The following is an 18667-nucleotide window of genomic DNA, read 5'->3' as shown; positions in this document are numbered from 1 at the left end:
CGTGGACGGCAACTCGCTCGATCCGCCCCCGATCGGCCCTGACCACCGCAAAGCCGACGGCAGCCTACCGGGCGCATTTCTCATCGCCACTCACCGATCATCGCCCCCGACGGGCCTGGATCAGTTCGTCGCCACCCCCGGACGGAGCTACGTCAGTTCGCCACCCCCGGACGGGGTTTTATCGGTCTTCGTTGCCGCGAGGCGGGCGAACAGGTAGCCCAGGGAGTTGGTCGCCAGGTGGAGCATGGAGGGCGCCAGGAGGCCGCGGTGACGGCGGAGTTCGCAGAACAGCACGCCGGCCACCGCCGTGGACACCACGCTGCCCGCCACCACCCGTGCGGTGTCCAGGTGCGCCGGTGACTCCCCCGCCGTGAGTGCCCCGAGCGCCGGGTTGGCGCGGGCCATGTCGATGGCGGGCAGGATGTGCCACAGTCCGAACAGCGCCGACGACACGGCCGTGGCGGCGGCGGTGCCGTGGGTCTGACGCACCATGCCGTACAGCGCCCCCCGGAAACCGACCTCCTCCAGCAGGACCGTCCCGAACGGCACCTGGACCAGCGCCTCCTCCAGCACCCGTGCCCGCGTCAGCGACAGCGCCCGCTCATCCTGGAACAGGGGCCGGGTGCGTGACATGTTGATGCCCACGGTGTAGACCGTCGCCACCCCTGCGGCCAGCGCCCCACCGACCACCGCACCCTTACGCCCATGCTCGAACCCCAGCTCCTCCCACGACAGCCCCGACCGCCGGGCCATCGCGACCAGGGCCGCGGTCGCGGCGGCGGACGTGAGCGGCCCGAGCCTCGGCGCGACCTTGTTGTTGAGCACGTTGGCCGCGACGAGCACGGCGATCGAGCGGAGCAGCATGCCTGCACGCTACGTCGCCCTGCCGCCAACCGGCGCCCCGAGCCGGTTATGAGGCAGCGGAGTTACGCCAGCCTGCGGGAAAGCGGGAGCGGCGGCGCTCCTCCGCTGTCAGGCCGCCCCAGATGCCGTCTGTCTCGCCGGCCTTTAACGCATAGGAGCGGCATTCGGTCAGGACCTGGCAGGTGGCGCAGACGGCCTTGGCCTGGGCTTCCTGGACGGGCGAGGGCGCGAGCGGGAAGAAAAGCTCGGGGTCGCTGGACTTGCAGGCGCCCCTCCGCAGCCAACCGATCTCCTCCAAAGGCATGCGCCAACGCTACGACGCGCACATGATCAGTCGCATCATCCTGTGGGTTGACACGCATATACATCCCCTGCGGGGAGACGAGCGGCGTCCGTACGTCATCCTCGGCAGGCGCTCGTACACCGTCATGGCGGCGCATGGACGGCAGGAGGAGGTTCGACACCGTCGGCGGCCGGACGCACGCGCGCAGGCCGGCTGTCGGATCAGCAGGTCGGATCAGGAGAGCCGGATCAGCAGGGCCAGGTCAGCAGGCGGTCACGCCACGGGTGTAGCCCATGGCGAACGAACGCTGGCGTTGGTCGGCGGTGCCGTGGGCGGCGGGGTTCAGCCAGTCGTCCGTGGGGTCGCCGGCGGCTGCCAGGTTGAGCAGGAGTTCGTCCTCGTCCCCCGGCTCGGCGGTCAGGGCGCCGGAGTCGATCAGGGCTTTGAGGGTGCCGCCCGCGTAGCAATCGGCCTGGAGTTCGATCTGGACGTTGAACCGGAAGCTGGTCTGGAGTTGGGACTGCACGGCGTGGCCGAACTCGTGGGGGATGATCAGGTAGACGGAGCCGTCACCCATCTCGCTCCACAGCCCTTCCATCCAGGTCCGGTCGTAGGCGATGAAGTGGCCGACGGGGCAGTAGAAGGCGTTGTTGGGGACGGCGGGCTCGCCGCCACAGCTGGGGCCGGAGTCTCCCGAGTAGGGGACGAAGCGGGAAATAGGCTGATAAGTCCGGCCCAGTGCAGCGAACTGCTGCTTCCAGAACTCCTCCGTCAGGGCCCTGGCCCCCTGGACGTCGTCCTCGAACGAGTCGGCGCCGCGCACGTCTCTGGACGGCGCCTCGACGATCCCGCACCCGCCGAGCAGCACCACGAGCAGCGCGGCGAGGACCGGGAGCACCGCGGCGAGCAGCGTCACGCGCGGAAACGGCGTGGCGGAGCGAGGAGAGGAAGGCACGTCTGACGGGGGCGCCGGGGGTCGGGTCACGAGTTCAGACTGCCCACGTGTGCACCGGCTCATTCGTGTGCATGCGTTCGATGTACTCCAGCGTCATCGCGCGCAGTGCCTCGTGCCGGTCGCCGCCGAGCGCGCGGACCTTGTCCACCTGCCAGGTCGCCCCGGTGCGGCCGCTCAGGCAGCGGCCCTCGATGACGCCGAGCAGCCTGTCGGCGACGGCCCCGTCCACGCCCCAGCGGGCGAGCCCCTCGTGGGCCATGGGCAGCAGGCGGCGCAGGATCAGCTCGGCGGCGGGAACCTCCCCCAGGCCCGGCCAGTACAGGCGGGCGTCCAGGCCGTGGCGGGCCGCGGTGGCGAGGTTCTCCTCGGCTGCGGCGAACGACATCTGGCTCCAGATCGGCCGCTCGGCGTGCGGCAGGACGCTCATCAGGCCGTAGTAGAAGGCGGCGTTGGCGGCGACGTCCAGCACCGACGGGCCGGCGGGGAGCACCCGGTTCTCCACGCGCAGGTGCGGGCTGCCGTCCACCACCGCGTAGACCGGGCGGTTCCAGCGGTAGATGGTGCCGTTGTGCAGGGTCAGCTCGGGAAGCTCCGGGGTGCGCCCGCGCTCCAGCTCGGCCCGGGGGTCCTCCTCCTCGCACAGGGGCAGCAGCGCCGGGAAGTATCGGACGTTCTCCTCGAACAGGTCGAAGACACTGGTGATCCAGCGCTCCCCGAACCACACGCGCGGGCGCACGCCCTGCGCCTTCAGCTCGTGCGGGCGGGTGTCGGTGGCCTGCTCGAACAGGGTGATCCTGGTCTCCCGGTGCAGCTCCTTGCCGAAGAGGTACGGCGCGTTCGCCGAGACGGCGACCTGAGGGCCGGCGATGGCCTGGGCCGCGTTCCAGTGCGCGGCGAACGCCGGCGGGCTGACCTGGAGGTGGAGCTGGAGGCTGGTGCAGGCGGCCTCCGGGGCGAGGCTGTCGGCGTGCGTGTCGAGGCGTTCGACGCCCTCGATCGACAGGTGCAGATCCTCACCCCTGGCGGCGAAGATCTGCTCGTTGAGCAGGCGGTAGCGGGGGTTGGCCGAGAGCGTTCCCTCGCCGATGTCCTGCTCGCGCAGCGTGGGCAGGATGCCGATCATGACCAGGTGGCCACCTTGGGACCTGGCCCGCTCCTCGGCGTAGTTGAGCCGGGCGCGGACGTCGTTCTCCAGGTGGAGGGCGCCGTGGTCGCTGAGATCCTTGGGCTCGACGTTGATCTCGACGTTGAACTGGCCGAGCTCGGTGGCCCAGTCGGGGCGCGCGATGGCGGCGAGCACCTCGGCGTTGCGCATGCACGCCTCGCCGTCCGAGTCCACGATGTTGAGCTCGATCTCCAGCCCCGCCAGCGACCGGTCATCCTCGAATCGGGACTCCCGCAGCATCTGGGCGAAGACATCCAGGCACCGTCGTACTTTTTCCCGATATTTCCGGCGATCATCCCGACTGAACGCGACGACTGGCACATCCCTGCCCATACCAGGAAATGTCGCACGCCAAGCTCCCCAAGACCAGCCCAAAACCCGCCCCGAGCCCGATCCTTGCCCGCTCCTGACCGCCCACATAACCGGCCCACGCCGGCCCTCGCCAGTCCACGGGCCCTGGCCGGTCCACACCGGGCCTTCAGTCCACGCCGGTCCACACCCGCCGTCCTCGCCGGTCCTCGCCGGTCCACGCCGGTACGACCAGGTATCCGGCACAGCCGACGCAGCGTCTCCGTGTGTGCGGCGCCGGCGGTCCGCCTCCCCACCCGGACCCGGCCGCGCACGCTGTCACCATGCCTGGACCAGGGGGTCCTGCTCGCCGGGCACCACCTGGCGGTGCCCGGTCCCAAGGTCGACGCGCAGCAGCTCCGCGCGGGCGCCGCCGCACGGAGGCAGCCCGGCCAGGGGCGAGCGGTCCATCTCGGCGGCCTCCCGGTCGACTCCGGCCAGCACGTAGCGGCCGGTGGGGTCGAGCACCAGCGATTCGATGTGCCCGCAGTCCAACGCCAGGACCTTCCTGACCAGCCGTGTCCCCTCGTGCAGGACGAGCGTTCGGGCCGGCCGGCCGAGCGCGCGCAGTTGCCGCCCACCGGGCAGGGTCAGGACCGGGCCGGCGAACTCGTGCTCGGCGGGGGTGGCGAGCTCACCGATCGCGCCCGTGGTCACGTCGAGGGTGGCCAGGGCGCCGGCCGCGACGCTGTGCTCGGGGAGCGCGAGACTCCGGTCGTCCAGCCACTGGAGACGAAATCCGCTGACCGGCCATTCGCGTTCCAGGGTTCCCGCGAAGTGGCCATCGTCGGTCGTCCGCCCGTAGGCGATCCGGCCCTCGGCGGAGACGGCCAGGCCGTTGACCATGCCCTTGAGGGTGGGGGTGAGTCGCTCGCCGACGGTGATCCGCCCGTCTTCGCCCATGGACAGCCGGTAGAGGCGGAAGTGACGGCCTGACGGGTCGCTGAGCGCCGCCACGTAGTGGCCGGGTTCGGTGTCGCGGACGATGAGATCGTACTGCGCGTAGGTGCGCGTCGCCTGCGGCAGCAGGCTCATCGGCTCTCCGGAATCCAGGTCGAGCACGTACGGCCGGCCCATGCCGGCCACCGCGTAACGCGGGGTGCCATCGGCGTTGACCGGCAGCCCGATCAGCGCAGCGGGCAGGAACACGGCCAGGAGGACGCCCGCCACGGCCAGCCCGGCCGCACGCAGCTCGGCCGGGCGCGGCCGGATCCCCGCGCCCGCGATCCCGGCCAGCAGGACCATGGTGGCCGGGGAGAGCAGCCAGGCCAGGATGACGCGCGGCACCACGAAGGACGGCGGCGCCACCTGCGCGTGCATGCACTCCTGCCACATGAAGGGCATATCGGGAGACAGCCGCTCCTCGGCCTCGGCCACCGCGGCCGGGAGCAGGGCCACCGTCAGTCCCAGCGTGGCGGGGAGCGAGGAACCGCCCCCGGGCCGCGACCGGATCGCCCAGAAGGCGGCCAGCGCCAGCAGGACGGGCTGGAGCCGGGCGAGCCAGTCGCCGAGGAAGCCCGCCACCTGGGCCGCCGGAACGGGCTGCGGCCAGTCCAGCGGCCCGGCACTGCTGCAGGTGATCATCACCGTCTCGGCGAACAGCGGCTCGACCAGCAGTTCCCACAGCGACAGCGCCACCGCTGCCGACCAGAAGACCTTCATGACGCGCATCGGGGGGACTTCCCGGACTCTTGGGAGAGGGAAGAAGTAGCCTAGCGGCCGGCAGCACCACGATGATCATCGGCGACGGCCGGGATCGGGCCCCTTCGCGCCTCGGTCCTCAGGAGCCGTTCCCAGCGCTTCACACCAGCCTGCGGGCCGTGGCCCAGCGGGACAGCTCGTGCCGGTTGGACAGCTGCAGCTTGCGCAGCACCGAGGACACGTGCGTCTCGACCGTCTTGACCGAGATGAACAGCTCCTTCGCGATCTCCTTGTACGCGTAGCCGCGCGCGATCAGCCTGAGCACCTCGCGCTCGCGCTGCGTCAGCGAATCGAGCTCGGGGTCGATGGAGGGCGCCTCGGACGAGGCGAACGCGTCGAGCACGAACCCCGCCAGCCGCGGTGAGAACACCGCGTCGCCGTCGGCCACCCGGCGGATGGCGTCGGTGAGCTCCTTGCCGCTGATGTTCTTGGTGACGTAGCCGCGGGCTCCGCCCCGGATGACGCCGATGACGTCCTCGGCCGCGTCGGAGACCGACAGGGCGAGGAAACGCACCTGGGAGCCCGCGCCGAGCACCCTGCGCAGCACCTCCTGGCCGCCGCCGCCCGGCATGTGCACGTCGAGCAGCACCACGTCGGGCTGCAGCTCGGCGATCGCCTTGACGGCCGTGTCGACGTCCTCGGCCTCGCCCACCACCTGGATCGAGTCGCCGAGCTCGGCCCGCACGCCGGACCGGAACAGCCGATGGTCGTCGACGATCAGCACCCGCGTCATTGCTTGTCCACCTTCATGGTCAACATCACTTCTGTGCCCTCACCCGGTTCGGTGCGAAGTCTGGCGGTGCCTCCGTGGCGTTCCATCCTTCCGATGATGGACTCCCGGATGCCCATCCTGTCGAGCGGCACCGCATCGGGGTCGAACCCCTTGCCCCGATCCTTCACGAAAATCGTGATGGTTTCACCCTCTACCTCCGCGTACACGGAGATGGACGGACTCCCAGAGTATTTGGCGGCGTTGACCATCGCCTGCCTGGACGCCTTGAGCGCGGCCGCGAGCCGGCCCTGGGCGTCGAGGTCGATGTCGCCCACGCAGACCACCTCGATCGGCACGCCGTGCGCGTCCTCCTCCTCCGCGGCGATCCTGCGTACGGCTGCCGCGAGGGTGGCGTCGGCGTCCTGGGCGGGCTGGTAGAGCCAGTTGCGCAGGTCGCGCTCCTGGGCGCGGGCCAGGCGGGTGACCTCCCGCTGGTCGTGCGCGACGCGCTGGATCAGGGTGAGCGTGTGCAGCACCGAGTCGTGCACCATCGCGGCGACCTCGGCCCGCTCCTCCTGCCTGATGCGCTCGCGCCGTTCGAGCTGCAGCTCCTTCCACAGGCCGGCGAGCCACGGCGCGGCGACGACCGCGAGCCCGCCGACCACCACCGCCGTGAGCAGCAGGCCCTGGCCGGCCTCCTGGATCCGGCCCTCCATGACCAGGAAGCCCACCCCGCCCGCGATGACGAGCAGCACGCCGAGCAGGGTGCGGACGCGGTTGGCCCGGATGCTCTTGGTCGCGCCGCTCACCCAGTTCTTGCGGCGTTCGGGATCGGCCTGCTGCCACAGGATCAGCCCGCCGATGCCGCCCACCGCGAACGGGAGCATGCCGAGGCCGCCACTGGAGGCGCCGGTCAGGAAGCCGAACGCGAACAGCGCCACACCGATCGCGGTGAACGCCGACAGCTGGCTCCAGTCACGGGCAGGCGGCCGCCCTGCGTACGGCTCCCGTGGCGTGATCATCCAGAGCACGGCGTAGGCCACCATGCCCACCCCGTCGACCACGCTGAGCAGCACGAACACCAGCCTGATCACCACAGGGTCGAGCTTGAGCTGCGTGGCGAGCCCCTGGGCGACGCCGCCGACGAGGCGGCCCTCCATGGGTCGCATCATGCGGCGGAAGGGCGCTGCGGCGCCGGGCTCGGCGAGAGTCTTCTGGTCAGCCATAACATTTGCCATCGTCACATGTCGCGCGGTCGTGGGCATCAGGGAACAACCCCCGGGTCGGGTCAGGGGTCTCCCGGATGCAGAGCACCCGCCACCGGGTCCACGATGGTGACATGACGCATGCACCACCCCGGGAACCGGTCGCTCCCCCCAGCGCGCTGCGCCGCAGCAGCGAGGGGCGATTCCTCATGGGAGTCTGCGCCGGGTTGGGCCGGCACACCGGCATCGATCCCGTGGTGTTCCGCGTCGGCTTCGCCGTGCTGCTGTTCGGCTCGGGTATCGGGCTGTTCCTGTACATCGCCGCGCTGCTGCTGATGAAGGAGCCGAACGGCGGGCCCGGCCTCATCGAGCAGTGGACCCGGCGGGACTTCGACGCCGACACGGTGTTCGCGTTGCTGACGGCGGTGCTGGCTGTCGGCCTGGGCCTCAACGTCTCCACGGTCTGGCTGGGCACCGGCACGCTGGTGGTCGGCCTGGTGCTGGCCGTCTCGCTGCTGGCCGCGCACGCCCATGGCGTGGACCTGCTCGGGCTGGCCCGGTCCATGCCCGAGCGCCTCAACCGCAGGCGCCGGCAGGGTGGCCTGAACGAGCCCGCCGGGCCGGGCGCGCCCTCGGTCCCGCAGGCGCCGCCCCCCACCGCGCGACCGTTCCCCGAGCCCACCACAACGGCGCACGCGCACGCCGGCGCACAAGCGCCAGAAGCGCCAGAAGCGCCAGAAGCACGACAAGTGCCAGGGGCCCCAGCGGCGCCCGAGCCGACCGCGAAGCCCGAGGAGACCGTCCGGCGGGCGGTTCCGGAGCAGGACGAGTCCACCGCCACGACGGCGGAGTTCCCCACGGCCGCCGCTCGGCCCCTGCCGGTCGACAACGACGAGATCCATACCTATGGGACGCTCTCTGCCGGGGCAGAAGACCGGCCATCCGGCGAAACGGAGAACCCTCCGTACAGGACACGCGCCGACGAACCGCGCCACCCGGACCCGTACCCGTACCACGCGCCGAGCGGCGAGCCGCGACGCCGGCCGGGACCGTACGAGCAGCAGCGTCCGATGCCCGGGACCGCGGCGCACGCCGCCTACGGCGAGCCGTTCGCGCCGCGCGGCCCGTACCAGCCGCTCGACCCGATGCGGCGGGGCGGCTACTCACCGTACGACCCCGCACTGTACGGCCGGCCGGTCAGGCCGCCGCGTGAGAAGCGTCCCAAGTCCTTCATCGGCGTCATCACCATCCTGCTGGCCCTCATCGTTGGAGGAATCGTCGTGGCGGTCCAGGCCGCATCACCTTCGGGAGTGCATCCCACGCTCGTCGCCGGCGCGATGCTCGTCACCATCGGCGGCGGGCTGCTCATCGCGGCCTGGTGGGGCCGGGGCGCCGGGCTGGTGGCCGCGGGCACCGTGGTCGCGATGCTGATCGGGGTGGGCCTGATGTTCGGCGGGCTGCCGTCGAAGGTCGGCGCGTCGGTCTGGCATCCGACCAGGGCGGCGGAGTCGGGCAGGCTGTACGACGCGGGCGTGGGCGACGGCCGGCTCGACCTGTCGGAGCTCCGGCTCGAACCGGGTTCGCGGGTGACGTTCAACGCCTCGGTCTCGGTGGGCCAGTTGACGGTGATCGTGCCGCCGACGGCCAGGGTGGAGGTGCACGCCACCAACAAGCTCGGGGACATCCAGGTGGACCAGTCGCTGCGGGGTGGCGTGGACGTCCGGTTCGACAAGGTGCTCACCCCCGAGGTGAAGCCGGAGGAGGACGTCTCCACGATCGTGCTGAACCTCAGGGGCGGCGTCGGCGACCTGGAGGTGCGCCGTGGCGCGTGATCTCGACAGGCCGCGCCGGTTGCACCGGACCGACTGGATGGCGTTGCTGAGCGGCATTCTCTTCATCGTGCTCGGCATCCTGATTTTGACCGGTTCGATCACGGATGCGCTGATCCTGTGGCCGGTGACGGTGGTCGGACTGGGTTTCGCGGGCCTGGTGGCGATCCTCGCGAAGGTGATCCGCAGCAAGTAGCCCTTGACCGGAACCGACCCCGGCGTACGTTGGCGTTGTCCGCCTTTCCCCTGCTCCTGAGGGAGGACGTATGCCCCGAGTCACCGTCACCGTCGACGGGATCACCTACGGGGAGGATGTCGAGCCGCGGCTCCTCCTCGTTCACCTACTGCGAGAACGGCTGGGCAAGACCGGCACTCCTGTCGGCTGCGACACCAGCAACTGCGGCGCCTGCACCGTGATGCTCGACGGCGTGAGCGTCAAGAGCTGCTCGGTGCTGGCCGTACAGGCCGACGGCTGCGACGTCGTCACCATCGAGGGTCTGGGCGCGAACGGCGCCATGCATCCGATGCAGCGGGCCTTCCACGAGGAACACGCGCTGCAGTGCGGCTACTGCACGCCCGGCATGGTCATGGCCGCGATCGACCTGCTGAGGGACACCCCTGACCCGTCCGAGGAGGCCATCAGGCAGGGCCTGGAGGGCAATCTCTGCAGGTGCACCGGCTACTGCAACATCGTCCGCGCGGTGCGTCGGGGCGCCCAGGAGATGGGGCAGGCGGTGAAGAGCTCATGAGCGAGGTCGGCCGGCCCAGGAAGCGCAAGGAGGACGCCCGGTTACTGACCGGGCGCACCCAGTGGACCGACAACCTGAGGCAGCCGGGGATGCTGCATGTGGCGTTCCTGCGCAGCCCGATGGCGCACGCGAGGATCACCAGGGTGGACGTGTCGGGGGCGCGCGGTCTGCCGGGGGTGGTCGCCGTGTTCGGCGGCCAGGATCTCGCCGAGGAGCAGGGCAGCCTGCCGTGCGCCTGGCCGGTGACGGAGGACGTGTTCATCCCGGACCACCCGCCGATGGCGGTGTCGGAGGTCCGTTACGTGGGCGAGGCGGTGGCCTGCGTGGTCGCCACGGACCGCTATCTGGCGGCTGACGCGCTGGAGGCGATCGAGGTCGACTACGAGCCGCTGCCCGCGGTGGTCGACCTGGCCGAGGCGCTGGCCGAGGACGGCCCGAAGGTACACGAGCAGGGCAACAAGGCGTACTCGATGAAGATCGCCATGGGCGACGTCGACGCCGCCTTCAGGGACGCGCCCGTCGTCATCGACCGGACGTTCGTGCAGCAGCGCCTGATCGGGGCGGCGATGGAGCCCAGGGCGGTGGTGGCCACCACCGACGGCGACTCCTTCACGCTGTGGTCGTCCACCCAGATCCCGCACGTCCTGCGGGTGATGCTGGCGCTGACCACCGGCATCCCGGAGCACAAGATCCGGGTCATCGCGCCGGACGTCGGCGGCGGGTTCGGCACCAAGCTGCAGGTCACCGCCGAGGAGGTACTGTGCCTGCTGCTCACCCGCAAGCTCGGCAAGCCGGTCAAATGGAACGAATCCCGCTCCGAGGGCAACCTCACCGTGCACCAGGGCCGCGGCCAGATCCAGCACATCCGGCTCGCGGCCGAGGCCGACGGGCGCATCCGCGGCCTGCAGGTGGACCTGCTGGCCGACATGGGCGCTTACCTGGTGCTGCTCACACCGGGGATTCCGCTGCTCGGCGCGACGATGTTCAACGCGATCTACAAGATGGACGCGTACGAGTTCGGCTGCACCGGGGTGTTCACCACGAAGATGCCGACCGACGCCTACCGCGGCGCGGGCCGGCCGGAGGCCACCTTCGGCATCGAGCGGATCATGGACGAGCTGGCGGCCGAGCTGAAGATGGACCCGCTGGAGGTGCGGCGGCGTAACTGGATCAGGCATGAGGAGTTCCCCTACACCACCATCTCCGGCCTGACCTACGACTCGGGCAACTACGAGGCGGCGACCGACCGGGCGCTGTCGCTGTTCGGGTACGACAAGCTGCGGGCCGAACAGTCGGACCGGCGGGACCGGGGCGATCCGGTCCAGCTCGGGATCGGCGTCAGCACGTTCACCGAGATGTGCGGGCTGGCCCCGTCCAAGCTGCTGGGCACGGCACGATACGCGGCGGGCGGCTGGGAGCACGGCTCGGTGCGCATGCTGCCCACCGGCAAGGTCGAGGTCATCACCGGCACCTCGCCGCACGGCCAGGGGCATGTGACCGCGTGGAGCCAGATCGCGGCCGACGCGCTCGGCGTGCCGTTCGAGGACATCACGGTGGTCCACGGCGACACCGCGATCTCGCACAAGGGCATGGACACCTACGGCTCGCGCTCGCTGGTCGTCGGCGGCGTCGCGGTGCTGCAGGCGTGCGAGAAGGTCAGGGAGAAGGCCCGCAGGCTGGCCGCGCACGCGCTGGAGTGCTCACCCGACGACCTGGAGTTCGCCGACGGCGCGTTCACGGTGCGGGGCACCGACTCGCGGCAGACGATCCAGGAGCTGGCGTTCGCCGCGTTCGCCGCGCACGACCTGCCCGACGGGGTGGAGCCCACGCTGGACTCCGACGCCACCTTCGACCCGGACAACTACTCCTTCCCGCACGGCACCCACCTGTGCGCCGTCGAGGTCGACACCGAGACGGGCAGGGTGTCGATCCGCTCGTACGTGGCGGTCGACGACATCGGCAAGGTGGTCAACCCGATGATCGTCGAGGGCCAGGTGCACGGCGGCATCGCCCAGGGCATCGCGCAGGCGCTGTTCGAGGAGGCCGTGTACGACACCGAGGGCAACCTGCTGACCAGCACGCTCGCCGACTACCTGGTGCCGTCGGCGGCGGATCTGCCCGATTTCACCACCGACAGGACCGAGACGCCTGCCACGAGCAACCCGCTGGGCGCCAAGGGCGTCGGCGAGGCGGGCACCATCGCATCCACGCCGGCCGTCGTCAACGCCATCGTGGACGCCCTGCGCCCGTACGGCGTGCGGGACGTCACGATGCCGTGCACGCCCGAGCGGATCTGGCGGGCAGTGGAAGGAGCGCGGCCATGATCCCGGCCCAGTTCGACTACACCCGTCCCGGCTCGCTCGCCGAGGCGTGCCAGGAGCTCGCCGCCGACGAGGAGGCCAAGGCGCTGGCGGGCGGGCAGTCGCTGCTGCCGCTGCTGCGGATGCGGCTCGCCTATCCGTCCAAGCTGGTCGACGTGGGGCGCCTGCCGGAGCTGGCGGGCGTGCACGATCGCGGCGACCACGTCTTCATCGGCGCGATGGCCACGCACGACGAGGTGCTGCGGTCCGGCGTGGTCAACGCCGACTGCCCGCTGCTGGCGCTCGCCACCGCCACGGTGGCCGATCCCGCGGTACGGCATCGCGGCACGTTCGGCGGCTCGCTGGCACACGCCGATCCGGCGGGTGACGTGCCCGCGGTGGTGGTGGCGCTGGACGGCGTCCTCGTCGCGAGGTCGGCCGAGGGCGAGCGGGAGATCCCGGCGGCGGAGTTCTTCGTCGACTACCTGGAGTCGTCGCTGCGGCAGGGCGAGATCCTGGTCGGGGTGAAGATCCCGAAGCTCGGGGCCGGGTGGGGCTTCCACTACGAGAAGTTCCAGCGTACGGCGCAGGCCTGGGCGATCGTGGGCGTGGCCGCGGCGGTCAGGCGCTCCAACGGCGCGATCCAGGAGGCCAGGATCGCGCTGACGAACATGGCTCCGACACCGCTGCGGGCGCACGCGGCCGAGACCGCGCTGCAGGGCCTGGAGCTGGCTGACGGGGAGCCGCCCGGCGGGGAGTCGGGCCAGGTTCGGCAGGCGTGCGCGGAGGCGGCGGCGGACACCTCGCCGCCGGGCGACCTGCACGCCCAGCCCGACTATCGCCGGCACCTGGCCCGGGTGCTGACGCATCGGGCCGTGCGGAAGGCCGCCGGGTCCGTCTGATCCGGTTCGCGTGGGGGCGCACCTCTTTCGAGGCGCCCCCACGACACGTACGCTCGCAACCAGCGGGAAGGAGCGGATCGATGGCGATGCGGTTCGAGCACGAGTTCACTGTCCCGGTTCCGGTCGAGCAGGCTTGGGCGGTGCTGCTCGACGTCGAGCGGGTCGCGCCGTGCCTGCCGGGGGCGACGCTGGATGTCTTCGAGGGCGAAGAGTTCACCGGCAGGATGAAGGTCAAGGTCGGGCCGATCACCGTCACCTATCGGGGCTCGGCCAGATTCGAGGACGTGGACAAGGACTCTCACACGCTCACCCTGCGGGCGTCCGGCAAGGAGTCACGGGGTTCCGGCACGGCGGCCGCCACCGTCAAGGCACGGCTCACCCCGGGTGAGGGCTCGACGGCGGTGGCCGTGGAGACCACGTTCAACGTGACGGGCCGGCCCGCGCAGTTCGGGCGCGGGGTGATGGCCGAGGTCGGGTCGAAGCTGATCGACCGGTTCGCCGTCAACCTCGCCGAGTTACTCGCCGAACCCACCCCGGAGACGCCGAAGGAGGCGCCGAAGGAGGCGCCGGCTGAGGGAGCGGCGGTCGAAGGGGCGTCGGTCGAGGGGGACCGTCACCTGGTCGCCGTACCCGAGCCTGACGTACGTCCGTCGGGTACGACCCGCACCTCGCTGACGCCCGACGAGGAGGCGCTCGACCTGCTGGAGATCGCCGGCCGGCCGCTGCTCAAGCGGGTGGCTCCGGTGCTCGGCGCGTTGGCGGCGCTGGTGTTCGTCGGCTGGCTGATCCGTCGACTCACACGCTGATTTTCGGCAAAAAGCCCATCAAGTACGGACACACGTCCTGAACTGAGGGAATGCCACCCCCATGACTCTCGGGGGGATGGCATGCCGGACTGCACCGTCGTCGTGATCACCTACAACGACGCGCCCCGTCTGCCCAGGGCCGTGCGTTCGGTGCTGTGCCAGTCGCTGCGCGACCTTGAGGTGATCGTCGTCGACGACGCGAGCACCGACGAGACGCCCCGCGTCGTCGCCGAGCTCATGGAGAGCGACTCCCGCGTGCGCTACGTGCGCAGACCTGCCAACAGCGGCGGCTGCGGCGCGCCCAGGAACGACGGCCTGGCCGCCGCCACCGCGCCGTATCTGATGTATCTCGACAGCGACGACGAGCTGCCCAGGCACGCCTGCAAGAGCCTGCTCACCGAGATCGAGCGGACCGGCGCCGACTTCGTGTCCGGGCAGATCTCCCGGCTGTACGAGTCGAGCGGGCGGCTGCGCCCGTACTATCCGACGCTGTTCGCCAGGCGGCGGGTGGTGGCGGGCATCGGCGAGGAGCCGGAGCTGTTCCTGGACTCCTTCAGCACCAACAAGCTCTACGACGTGCGCTTCCTCAGGGACAGCGGGCTGCGCTTCCCCGAGGACATCCACTACGAGGACCACCCCTTCGCCACCGAGCTGTACGCGCTCGCCCGCCGGTTCGCGGTCGTGCCGTGGGTCGTCTACCACTGGCACCGGGCGTGCGGCGGCACCTCCATCTCGCTCAGCATCAAGGAGATGGACAACGTGCGCCACCGGGTCGTCGCGGCCCGGCGCAGCGACGACGTCCTGCGCGCCCACGGCCTGGCCCACCTGCTGCCCGCGCGGCGGTTCCGCTTCCTGCACCAGGACCTGCGCGTCTACCTCAACCCGCTGCCGACCAGGGACCGGGTCTGGGTGAAGGAGTTCGCCGCGATCGTCAGGCCGTACCTGGAGGAGTTCTCCCCCGAGGTGTTCGACCGGATCGAGCCGATGGCCCGGGTTTGCTGCCACCTCATCCTGGACGACCGGATCGACGACCTCCGCATCGCCGCCGGCTCGCTCACCGGGCCGAGGGCGGCCCCGCGCGCCGCCGTCCGGATCGACGGCCGCACCTACTGGGGCACCACGGTCTCCCCCGGCATGGACATCACCGACCTGCGCCTGGCCGAGCTGCCGTTCTCGGCCGCCCGGCTGCGGCACGAAGTGGCGGAGATCGCCCAGGCCGGCGACCGGGTCAGGATGACCGTGCACACCTACGACCCCTTCGGCGCGCTGCCCGTGGACTGGAAGGCGTTCCTGCGGGCCGGCGGGAAGCGGATCCCGATCGAGCCGCAGGCGTCGGGCGAGGGCGGCTACGTCAGCGAGATCACGTTCGAGCCGAAGGGGAAGTGCGACCCGCGCATCGGCTTCACCCGGCTCTCCGACGGCCGCACCACCACCGACCGGCTGCTGGTCGACTCGGCCATGAAGCCCATCGAGCTGCCGGGCGGCACGGTGCGGGCCGAGGGGTACGCGGCCTACCTGTGCGTGCGGGCGAAGCGGACCAGGCGGTCCTTCGCGCGCAGGCTCGGGCGCAAGGCGCTGAAGAGGCTCAGCACGCCGGCGATGAAGCTGCGCGTCTACAAGGCGCTGATCAAGGTGCTGCCGCCGCGCAGGGACCTGGCGCTGTTCGAGGCCGACGTCGGCAAGGGCTACACCGGCAGCCCGCGCGCCGTCTACGAGGAGTTGCGCCGCCGCGACCTGCCCATCGAGGTGGTCTGGTCGGTGGCCAAGGGACGCCGCAACTTCCCCTCCGACGCCCGCCTGGTACGCCGCGGGAGCTGGGCCTACATCTGGGCCATGGCCCGCGCGGGCTACTGGGTGGACAGTCACGGCTTCCCGCTCGACTACCCCAAGCCGCGCCGTACCCGCTACCTGCAGACCTGGCACGGGCAGGGGATCAAGTCCATCGGGTTCGACGCCCCCGACCTGCGCGCCGACTTCGACCGGCCGCGCGAGCGGTGGCGGGCGGCGGTGGCCCGGTGGGACGCGCTGGTGGCGCCGAGCGCCGAGTTCGCGCGCCGCTTCGTGCCGTCCAACGGCTACACCGGCAAGGTCTACCGGTGCGGCACGCCGCGCTGCGACGCGCTGATGCGCGGCGAGGTCACCGACGACGTCAGGCGCCGCCTGGAGATCCCGCCGGATCGCAAGGTCCTGCTGTACGCGCCCACCTACCGAGACCGGGCCAAGGGCAGCGGCCGGTCGGTCCGGGCGGACCTGGCGCTGATGGCCAGGGAGCTGGCGGACGAGTGGGTGCTGGTCCTGCGCACCCATCCGGTCGAACGGTTCCGGCCGCCGGAGCACCTGCGGCACTTCGTCCGCCCGGCCGGGTCCTATCCCGAGATCAACGACCTGATGCTGACCTCCGACGCGCTGCTGACGGACTACTCGTCGGTGATGTGCGACTACGCGCTGACCGGCAAGCCCATGCTGTTCCTCATCGACGACTGGGACGAGTACCGGCTGTCGGAGCGGGGCGTCTACCACGACCTGCCGTCCATCGCCCCCGGCCCGTGCGTGACCACGACCGAGGAGCTGATCGGCAAGCTGCGCGACCTGCCCGCCGTGCACGACTCCTACGCCGACCGGTACGCGGCCTTCCGCGAGCTGTGGTGCGCCGAGGAGCGCGGCGACGCGGCGCACCGGATCGTGACGGACTTCTTCACCGGGAGCGAGCGGTGAACAGGGCGGTCAACATCGTTTTCACGTGCCTGGACGCCGACACGCTCGGCGGCGTCCAGCAGGTGACGCACACGCTGGCCCAGGGGCTGGCCGGGCGTGGGCACGAGGTGCACGTCATCGGCCTGCACCGGTCCGCCGCGCCGTTCCGCTACGTCGACGAGCCCCGCTACCGGCGGCACCTGATCAGCCGGAGCCCGGTGCGCCCGCAGGGACGGCTGGCCCGCAGGCTGGCCGACCGCCGGCTGACGGAGCTGCTCGGCCTGATGCGGCCGGGGTACGCGGTGCTGACCTCGCCCTCGGTGGTGACCCGCCTGTCGGGCCTGCTGCCCGGCTCACTGCGGCCGATCGGCCAGTACCACGGCTCGTACGAACATGCCCGCGGCTGCTGGCACCTCGGCTCGATCAGAAGGCACTACCCGAACCTCGACCAGGCCGTCTTCCTCAGCGACGACGACGCGCGGCTGTTCTCCGAGCACGCGCTGCTGCCCAATGCCTGGGCGCTGCCGAACCCGCTGGCCGCCTGGCCGGAGAGCACGTCACCCCTGACGACGCCCCGCGTGCTGGGCGTGGGCCGGCTGGAAGGGGTCAAGCGGTTCGACCGGCTGATCAGCGCCTTCGCCAGGTCCGGCGCGCCGCGGCCGTGGCAGCTGCACCTCGTCGGCGACGGCGGCGAGCTCGAACGGCTACGGGCCCACGCCGCCCGCGAGGGCATCGTGGACCGGGTGGTCTTCAGAGGCCGGGTGCCCGCCGCGCTGATGCCCGAGGAGTACCTGGACGCCTCGATCCTGGCGGTGACCAGCGAGCACGAGGGCCTGCCCGTGGTGCTGCTGGAGTCGGCCGCGTACGGGGTGCCGGCGGTGGCGTTCGACGTGTCGGGCGGCGTCAGGTCGGCGGGCCCGGTGCTGGTCCCGCCGGGGGACGTGGACGCGTTCGGCGCCGAGCTGGCCCGGCTCATGGGGTCGGAGCGGGAGCGGCGGCAGGTGGGCGCCGCCGCTCGGGCCAGGACGGCGGCCTTCCGGCTCGACCCCGTCCTGGATCGCTGGGAGTCGCTGTTTCAGCACATCGAGCGCTGAGTCACCCGGCTCGCTCGGCCAGCTCCGGCGACTCGTGGCGCTGCTGCGGAACCCCGGCGATCGCCCGCTGGCCGGAGGTGAGCATGGCCGCCACCGGGCTCGGCTCGCGCAGCCGGTTGAACCGGTCGCGCATGGCCTTGCGCATCCGGCTGGCCCGGCGCTTGGCCATCGTCTTCTGGCAGGCCGCCAGGTGCTCCTTGGCCGCCGGCGCCGCCCCGGTGAGCTCGTAGCCGTGGGCCTCCAGCCGCTCGCCCAGCACGTGCTCGCAGAGCGCGATCTCCCACGCGTCCAGGCGCTTGGCCCAGCTGCCCACCCGGCTGCGGGTGACCTCGCCGTGCGTGTTGCTGTGCCACACCTTGTGCACGGGCACGGCGATGCTGGCCGCCTCGCGCGGCGAGACCATGGACGGCGCGAAGTCCTCGCCGAGGAACTCGCAGAGCTTCTTCAGCTCGGTCGAGGGATCGTCGGTGAGGTGCTCGTAGCGCAGCTCGAAGTAGCTGTCCTCGGGCATCGCCCGCCTCAGCCGGTCACCCGCGTCGATGGCCTCGGCCCAGGTGGAGACGGCGTGGAAGGAGTCGTGCGTGTACCAGGGCATCTCCTTCAGCGAGGCCACGCAGTCGCGGCCGTCCCTGATCAGGTGGATGAACTGGGCGTCGGGGAAGAGCCTGAGGAGCAGGTCGGTGTGCTTGACGTAGCTGGGCCGCTTGTCGCCCCAGCGCGGCTTGCCGAACCGCTCGGCGTACATCCGGAACGCGGTCCCGATCACCGAGCCGAGCGAGCCGGGGCCGGCCACGGCCTGCTCGATGAAGTCGTTCTTGTCGATCTTCAGCTCGCGGAACTTGGTGCTGCGGTCGGTCGCGATCCACTCGGCCAGCGAGCGGCGGCGCGAGGCGTCGCGCAGGTCGCCGAACGAGCGGCGCCGGTAGTAGGCGGGCATCAGGAACCGGGTCTCCGGCGGCACCGCGAGCCGCGGGTGCGAGTGCAGCATGAGCTGCAGCATCGTGGTGCCGGAGCGCGGGCAACCTATGACGAATACTGGCCGATCGGACATGTCGAACCC

General features: G+C 71.3%; 16 protein-coding genes. 8 read left to right on the top strand and 8 right to left on the bottom strand.

Annotated features, from left to right (window positions below; genetic code table 11):
• Positions 1-147: 147 nt before the first annotated feature.
• The 7 genes from ACIBQX_RS24140 to ACIBQX_RS24110 form a co-directional block, all read right to left on the bottom strand.
• The gene (locus ACIBQX_RS24140; RefSeq protein WP_397008070.1) at positions 148-864 is read right to left on the bottom strand and encodes a type II CAAX prenyl endopeptidase Rce1 family protein; all 717 of its coding nucleotides are present in this window, start codon (positions 862-864) and stop codon (positions 148-150) included.
• 46 nt (positions 865-910) lie between these two features.
• Positions 911-1168: a WhiB family transcriptional regulator gene (locus ACIBQX_RS24135; protein ID WP_397008068.1), complete on the bottom strand. Its 258-nt coding sequence runs from the start codon at positions 1166-1168 to the stop codon at positions 911-913.
• 241 nt (positions 1169-1409) lie between these two features.
• Positions 1410-2063, bottom strand: a complete 654-nt coding sequence (locus ACIBQX_RS24130) for a neutral zinc metallopeptidase (protein ID WP_397008066.1) — start codon at positions 2061-2063, stop codon at positions 1410-1412.
• A 73-nt stretch (positions 2064-2136) separates the two neighbouring features.
• Positions 2137-3507, bottom strand: a complete 1371-nt coding sequence (locus ACIBQX_RS24125; protein ID WP_397008064.1) for a glutamate--cysteine ligase — start codon at positions 3505-3507, stop codon at positions 2137-2139.
• A gap of 387 nt (positions 3508-3894) precedes the next feature.
• Complete coding sequence (locus tag ACIBQX_RS24120; RefSeq protein WP_397008062.1) at positions 3895-5286, bottom strand: hypothetical protein; 1392 nt, start codon at positions 5284-5286, stop codon at positions 3895-3897.
• 130 nt (positions 5287-5416) lie between these two features.
• Entirely contained in the window at positions 5417-6049 is a 633-nt protein-coding gene (locus ACIBQX_RS24115) for a response regulator (RefSeq protein WP_397008060.1), read from the bottom strand.
• Positions 6046-7254, bottom strand: a complete 1209-nt coding sequence (locus tag ACIBQX_RS24110; protein WP_397008058.1) for a PspC domain-containing protein — start codon at positions 7252-7254, stop codon at positions 6046-6048. Before ACIBQX_RS24110 ends, ACIBQX_RS24115 begins: the two co-directional genes overlap by 4 nt.
• Positions 7255-7367: 113 nt before the next feature.
• On the opposite strand from ACIBQX_RS24110, the gene ACIBQX_RS24105 reads away from it, so the two are divergent.
• From ACIBQX_RS24105 to ACIBQX_RS24070, 8 genes are all read left to right on the top strand, one after another.
• A complete protein-coding gene (locus ACIBQX_RS24105; protein ID WP_397008056.1) occupies positions 7368-9065 on the top strand; it encodes a PspC domain-containing protein in 1698 nt (565 codons plus the stop codon).
• Positions 9055-9258: a hypothetical protein gene (locus tag ACIBQX_RS24100; RefSeq protein WP_397008054.1), complete on the top strand. Its 204-nt coding sequence runs from the start codon at positions 9055-9057 to the stop codon at positions 9256-9258. Before ACIBQX_RS24105 ends, ACIBQX_RS24100 begins: the two co-directional genes overlap by 11 nt.
• A 70-nt stretch (positions 9259-9328) precedes the next feature.
• A complete protein-coding gene (locus ACIBQX_RS24095) occupies positions 9329-9811 on the top strand; it encodes a (2Fe-2S)-binding protein (protein WP_397008052.1) in 483 nt (160 codons plus the stop codon).
• Positions 9808-12135 carry a xanthine dehydrogenase family protein molybdopterin-binding subunit gene (locus ACIBQX_RS24090; protein WP_397008050.1) on the top strand — a complete coding sequence of 776 codons (2328 nt, stop codon included), beginning with the start codon at positions 9808-9810 and terminating at the stop codon, positions 12133-12135. The genes ACIBQX_RS24095 and ACIBQX_RS24090 overlap by 4 nt, the downstream gene beginning before the upstream one ends.
• Entirely contained in the window at positions 12132-13013 is an 882-nt protein-coding gene (locus tag ACIBQX_RS24085) for an FAD binding domain-containing protein (RefSeq protein WP_397008048.1), read from the top strand. The genes ACIBQX_RS24090 and ACIBQX_RS24085 overlap by 4 nt, the downstream gene beginning before the upstream one ends.
• An 80-nt stretch (positions 13014-13093) precedes the next feature.
• The gene (locus ACIBQX_RS24080; protein WP_397008046.1) at positions 13094-13819 is read left to right on the top strand and encodes an SRPBCC family protein; all 726 of its coding nucleotides are present in this window, start codon (positions 13094-13096) and stop codon (positions 13817-13819) included.
• A gap of 81 nt (positions 13820-13900) precedes the next feature.
• Complete coding sequence (locus tag ACIBQX_RS24075) at positions 13901-16534, top strand: CDP-glycerol glycerophosphotransferase family protein (RefSeq protein ID WP_397008044.1); 2634 nt, start codon at positions 13901-13903, stop codon at positions 16532-16534.
• Positions 16531-17607, top strand: a complete 1077-nt coding sequence (locus ACIBQX_RS24070) for a glycosyltransferase (RefSeq protein WP_397008042.1) — start codon at positions 16531-16533, stop codon at positions 17605-17607. The genes ACIBQX_RS24075 and ACIBQX_RS24070 overlap by 4 nt, the downstream gene beginning before the upstream one ends.
• A 1-nt stretch (position 17608) precedes the next feature.
• Here ACIBQX_RS24070 and ACIBQX_RS24065 read toward each other — a convergent pair whose 3' ends face one another.
• The gene (locus tag ACIBQX_RS24065) at positions 17609-18658 is read right to left on the bottom strand and encodes a sulfotransferase family protein (protein ID WP_397008040.1); all 1050 of its coding nucleotides are present in this window, start codon (positions 18656-18658) and stop codon (positions 17609-17611) included.
• Positions 18659-18667 lie beyond the last annotated feature (9 nt).

It is taken from the genome of Nonomuraea sp. NPDC049714, from assembly GCF_044465295.1.
GTDB lineage: Bacteria > Actinomycetota > Actinomycetes > Streptosporangiales > Streptosporangiaceae > Nonomuraea.
This window is presented reverse-complemented; position numbering and strand designations above follow the sequence as displayed.

Bases quoted from the DNA above. Each gene is read 5' to 3' on its own strand.
- ACIBQX_RS24140 (WP_397008070.1), bottom strand. From the start codon at position 864: ATGCTGCTCCGCTCGATCGCCGTGCTCGTCGCGGCCAACGTGCTCAAC.
- ACIBQX_RS24135 (WP_397008068.1), bottom strand. From the start codon at position 1,168: ATGCCTTTGGAGGAGATCGGTTGGCTGCGGAGGGGCGCCTGCAAGTCC.
- ACIBQX_RS24125 (WP_397008064.1), bottom strand. From the start codon at position 3,507: ATGCTGCGGGAGTCCCGATTCGAGGATGACCGGTCGCTGGCGGGGCTG.
- ACIBQX_RS24120 (WP_397008062.1), bottom strand. From the start codon at position 5,286: ATGCGCGTCATGAAGGTCTTCTGGTCGGCAGCGGTGGCGCTGTCGCTG.
- ACIBQX_RS24115 (WP_397008060.1), bottom strand. From the start codon at position 6,049: ATGACGCGGGTGCTGATCGTCGACGACCATCGGCTGTTCCGGTCCGGC.
- ACIBQX_RS24110 (WP_397008058.1), bottom strand. From the start codon at position 7,254: ATGGCTGACCAGAAGACTCTCGCCGAGCCCGGCGCCGCAGCGCCCTTC.
- ACIBQX_RS24105 (WP_397008056.1), top strand. From the start codon at position 7,368: ATGACGCATGCACCACCCCGGGAACCGGTCGCTCCCCCCAGCGCGCTG.
- ACIBQX_RS24095 (WP_397008052.1), top strand. From the start codon at position 9,329: ATGCCCCGAGTCACCGTCACCGTCGACGGGATCACCTACGGGGAGGAT.
- ACIBQX_RS24090 (WP_397008050.1), top strand. From the start codon at position 9,808: ATGAGCGAGGTCGGCCGGCCCAGGAAGCGCAAGGAGGACGCCCGGTTA.
- ACIBQX_RS24085 (WP_397008048.1), top strand. From the start codon at position 12,132: ATGATCCCGGCCCAGTTCGACTACACCCGTCCCGGCTCGCTCGCCGAG.
- ACIBQX_RS24080 (WP_397008046.1), top strand. From the start codon at position 13,094: ATGGCGATGCGGTTCGAGCACGAGTTCACTGTCCCGGTTCCGGTCGAG.
- ACIBQX_RS24075 (WP_397008044.1), top strand. From the start codon at position 13,901: ATGCCGGACTGCACCGTCGTCGTGATCACCTACAACGACGCGCCCCGT.
- ACIBQX_RS24065 (WP_397008040.1), bottom strand. From the start codon at position 18,658: ATGTCCGATCGGCCAGTATTCGTCATAGGTTGCCCGCGCTCCGGCACC.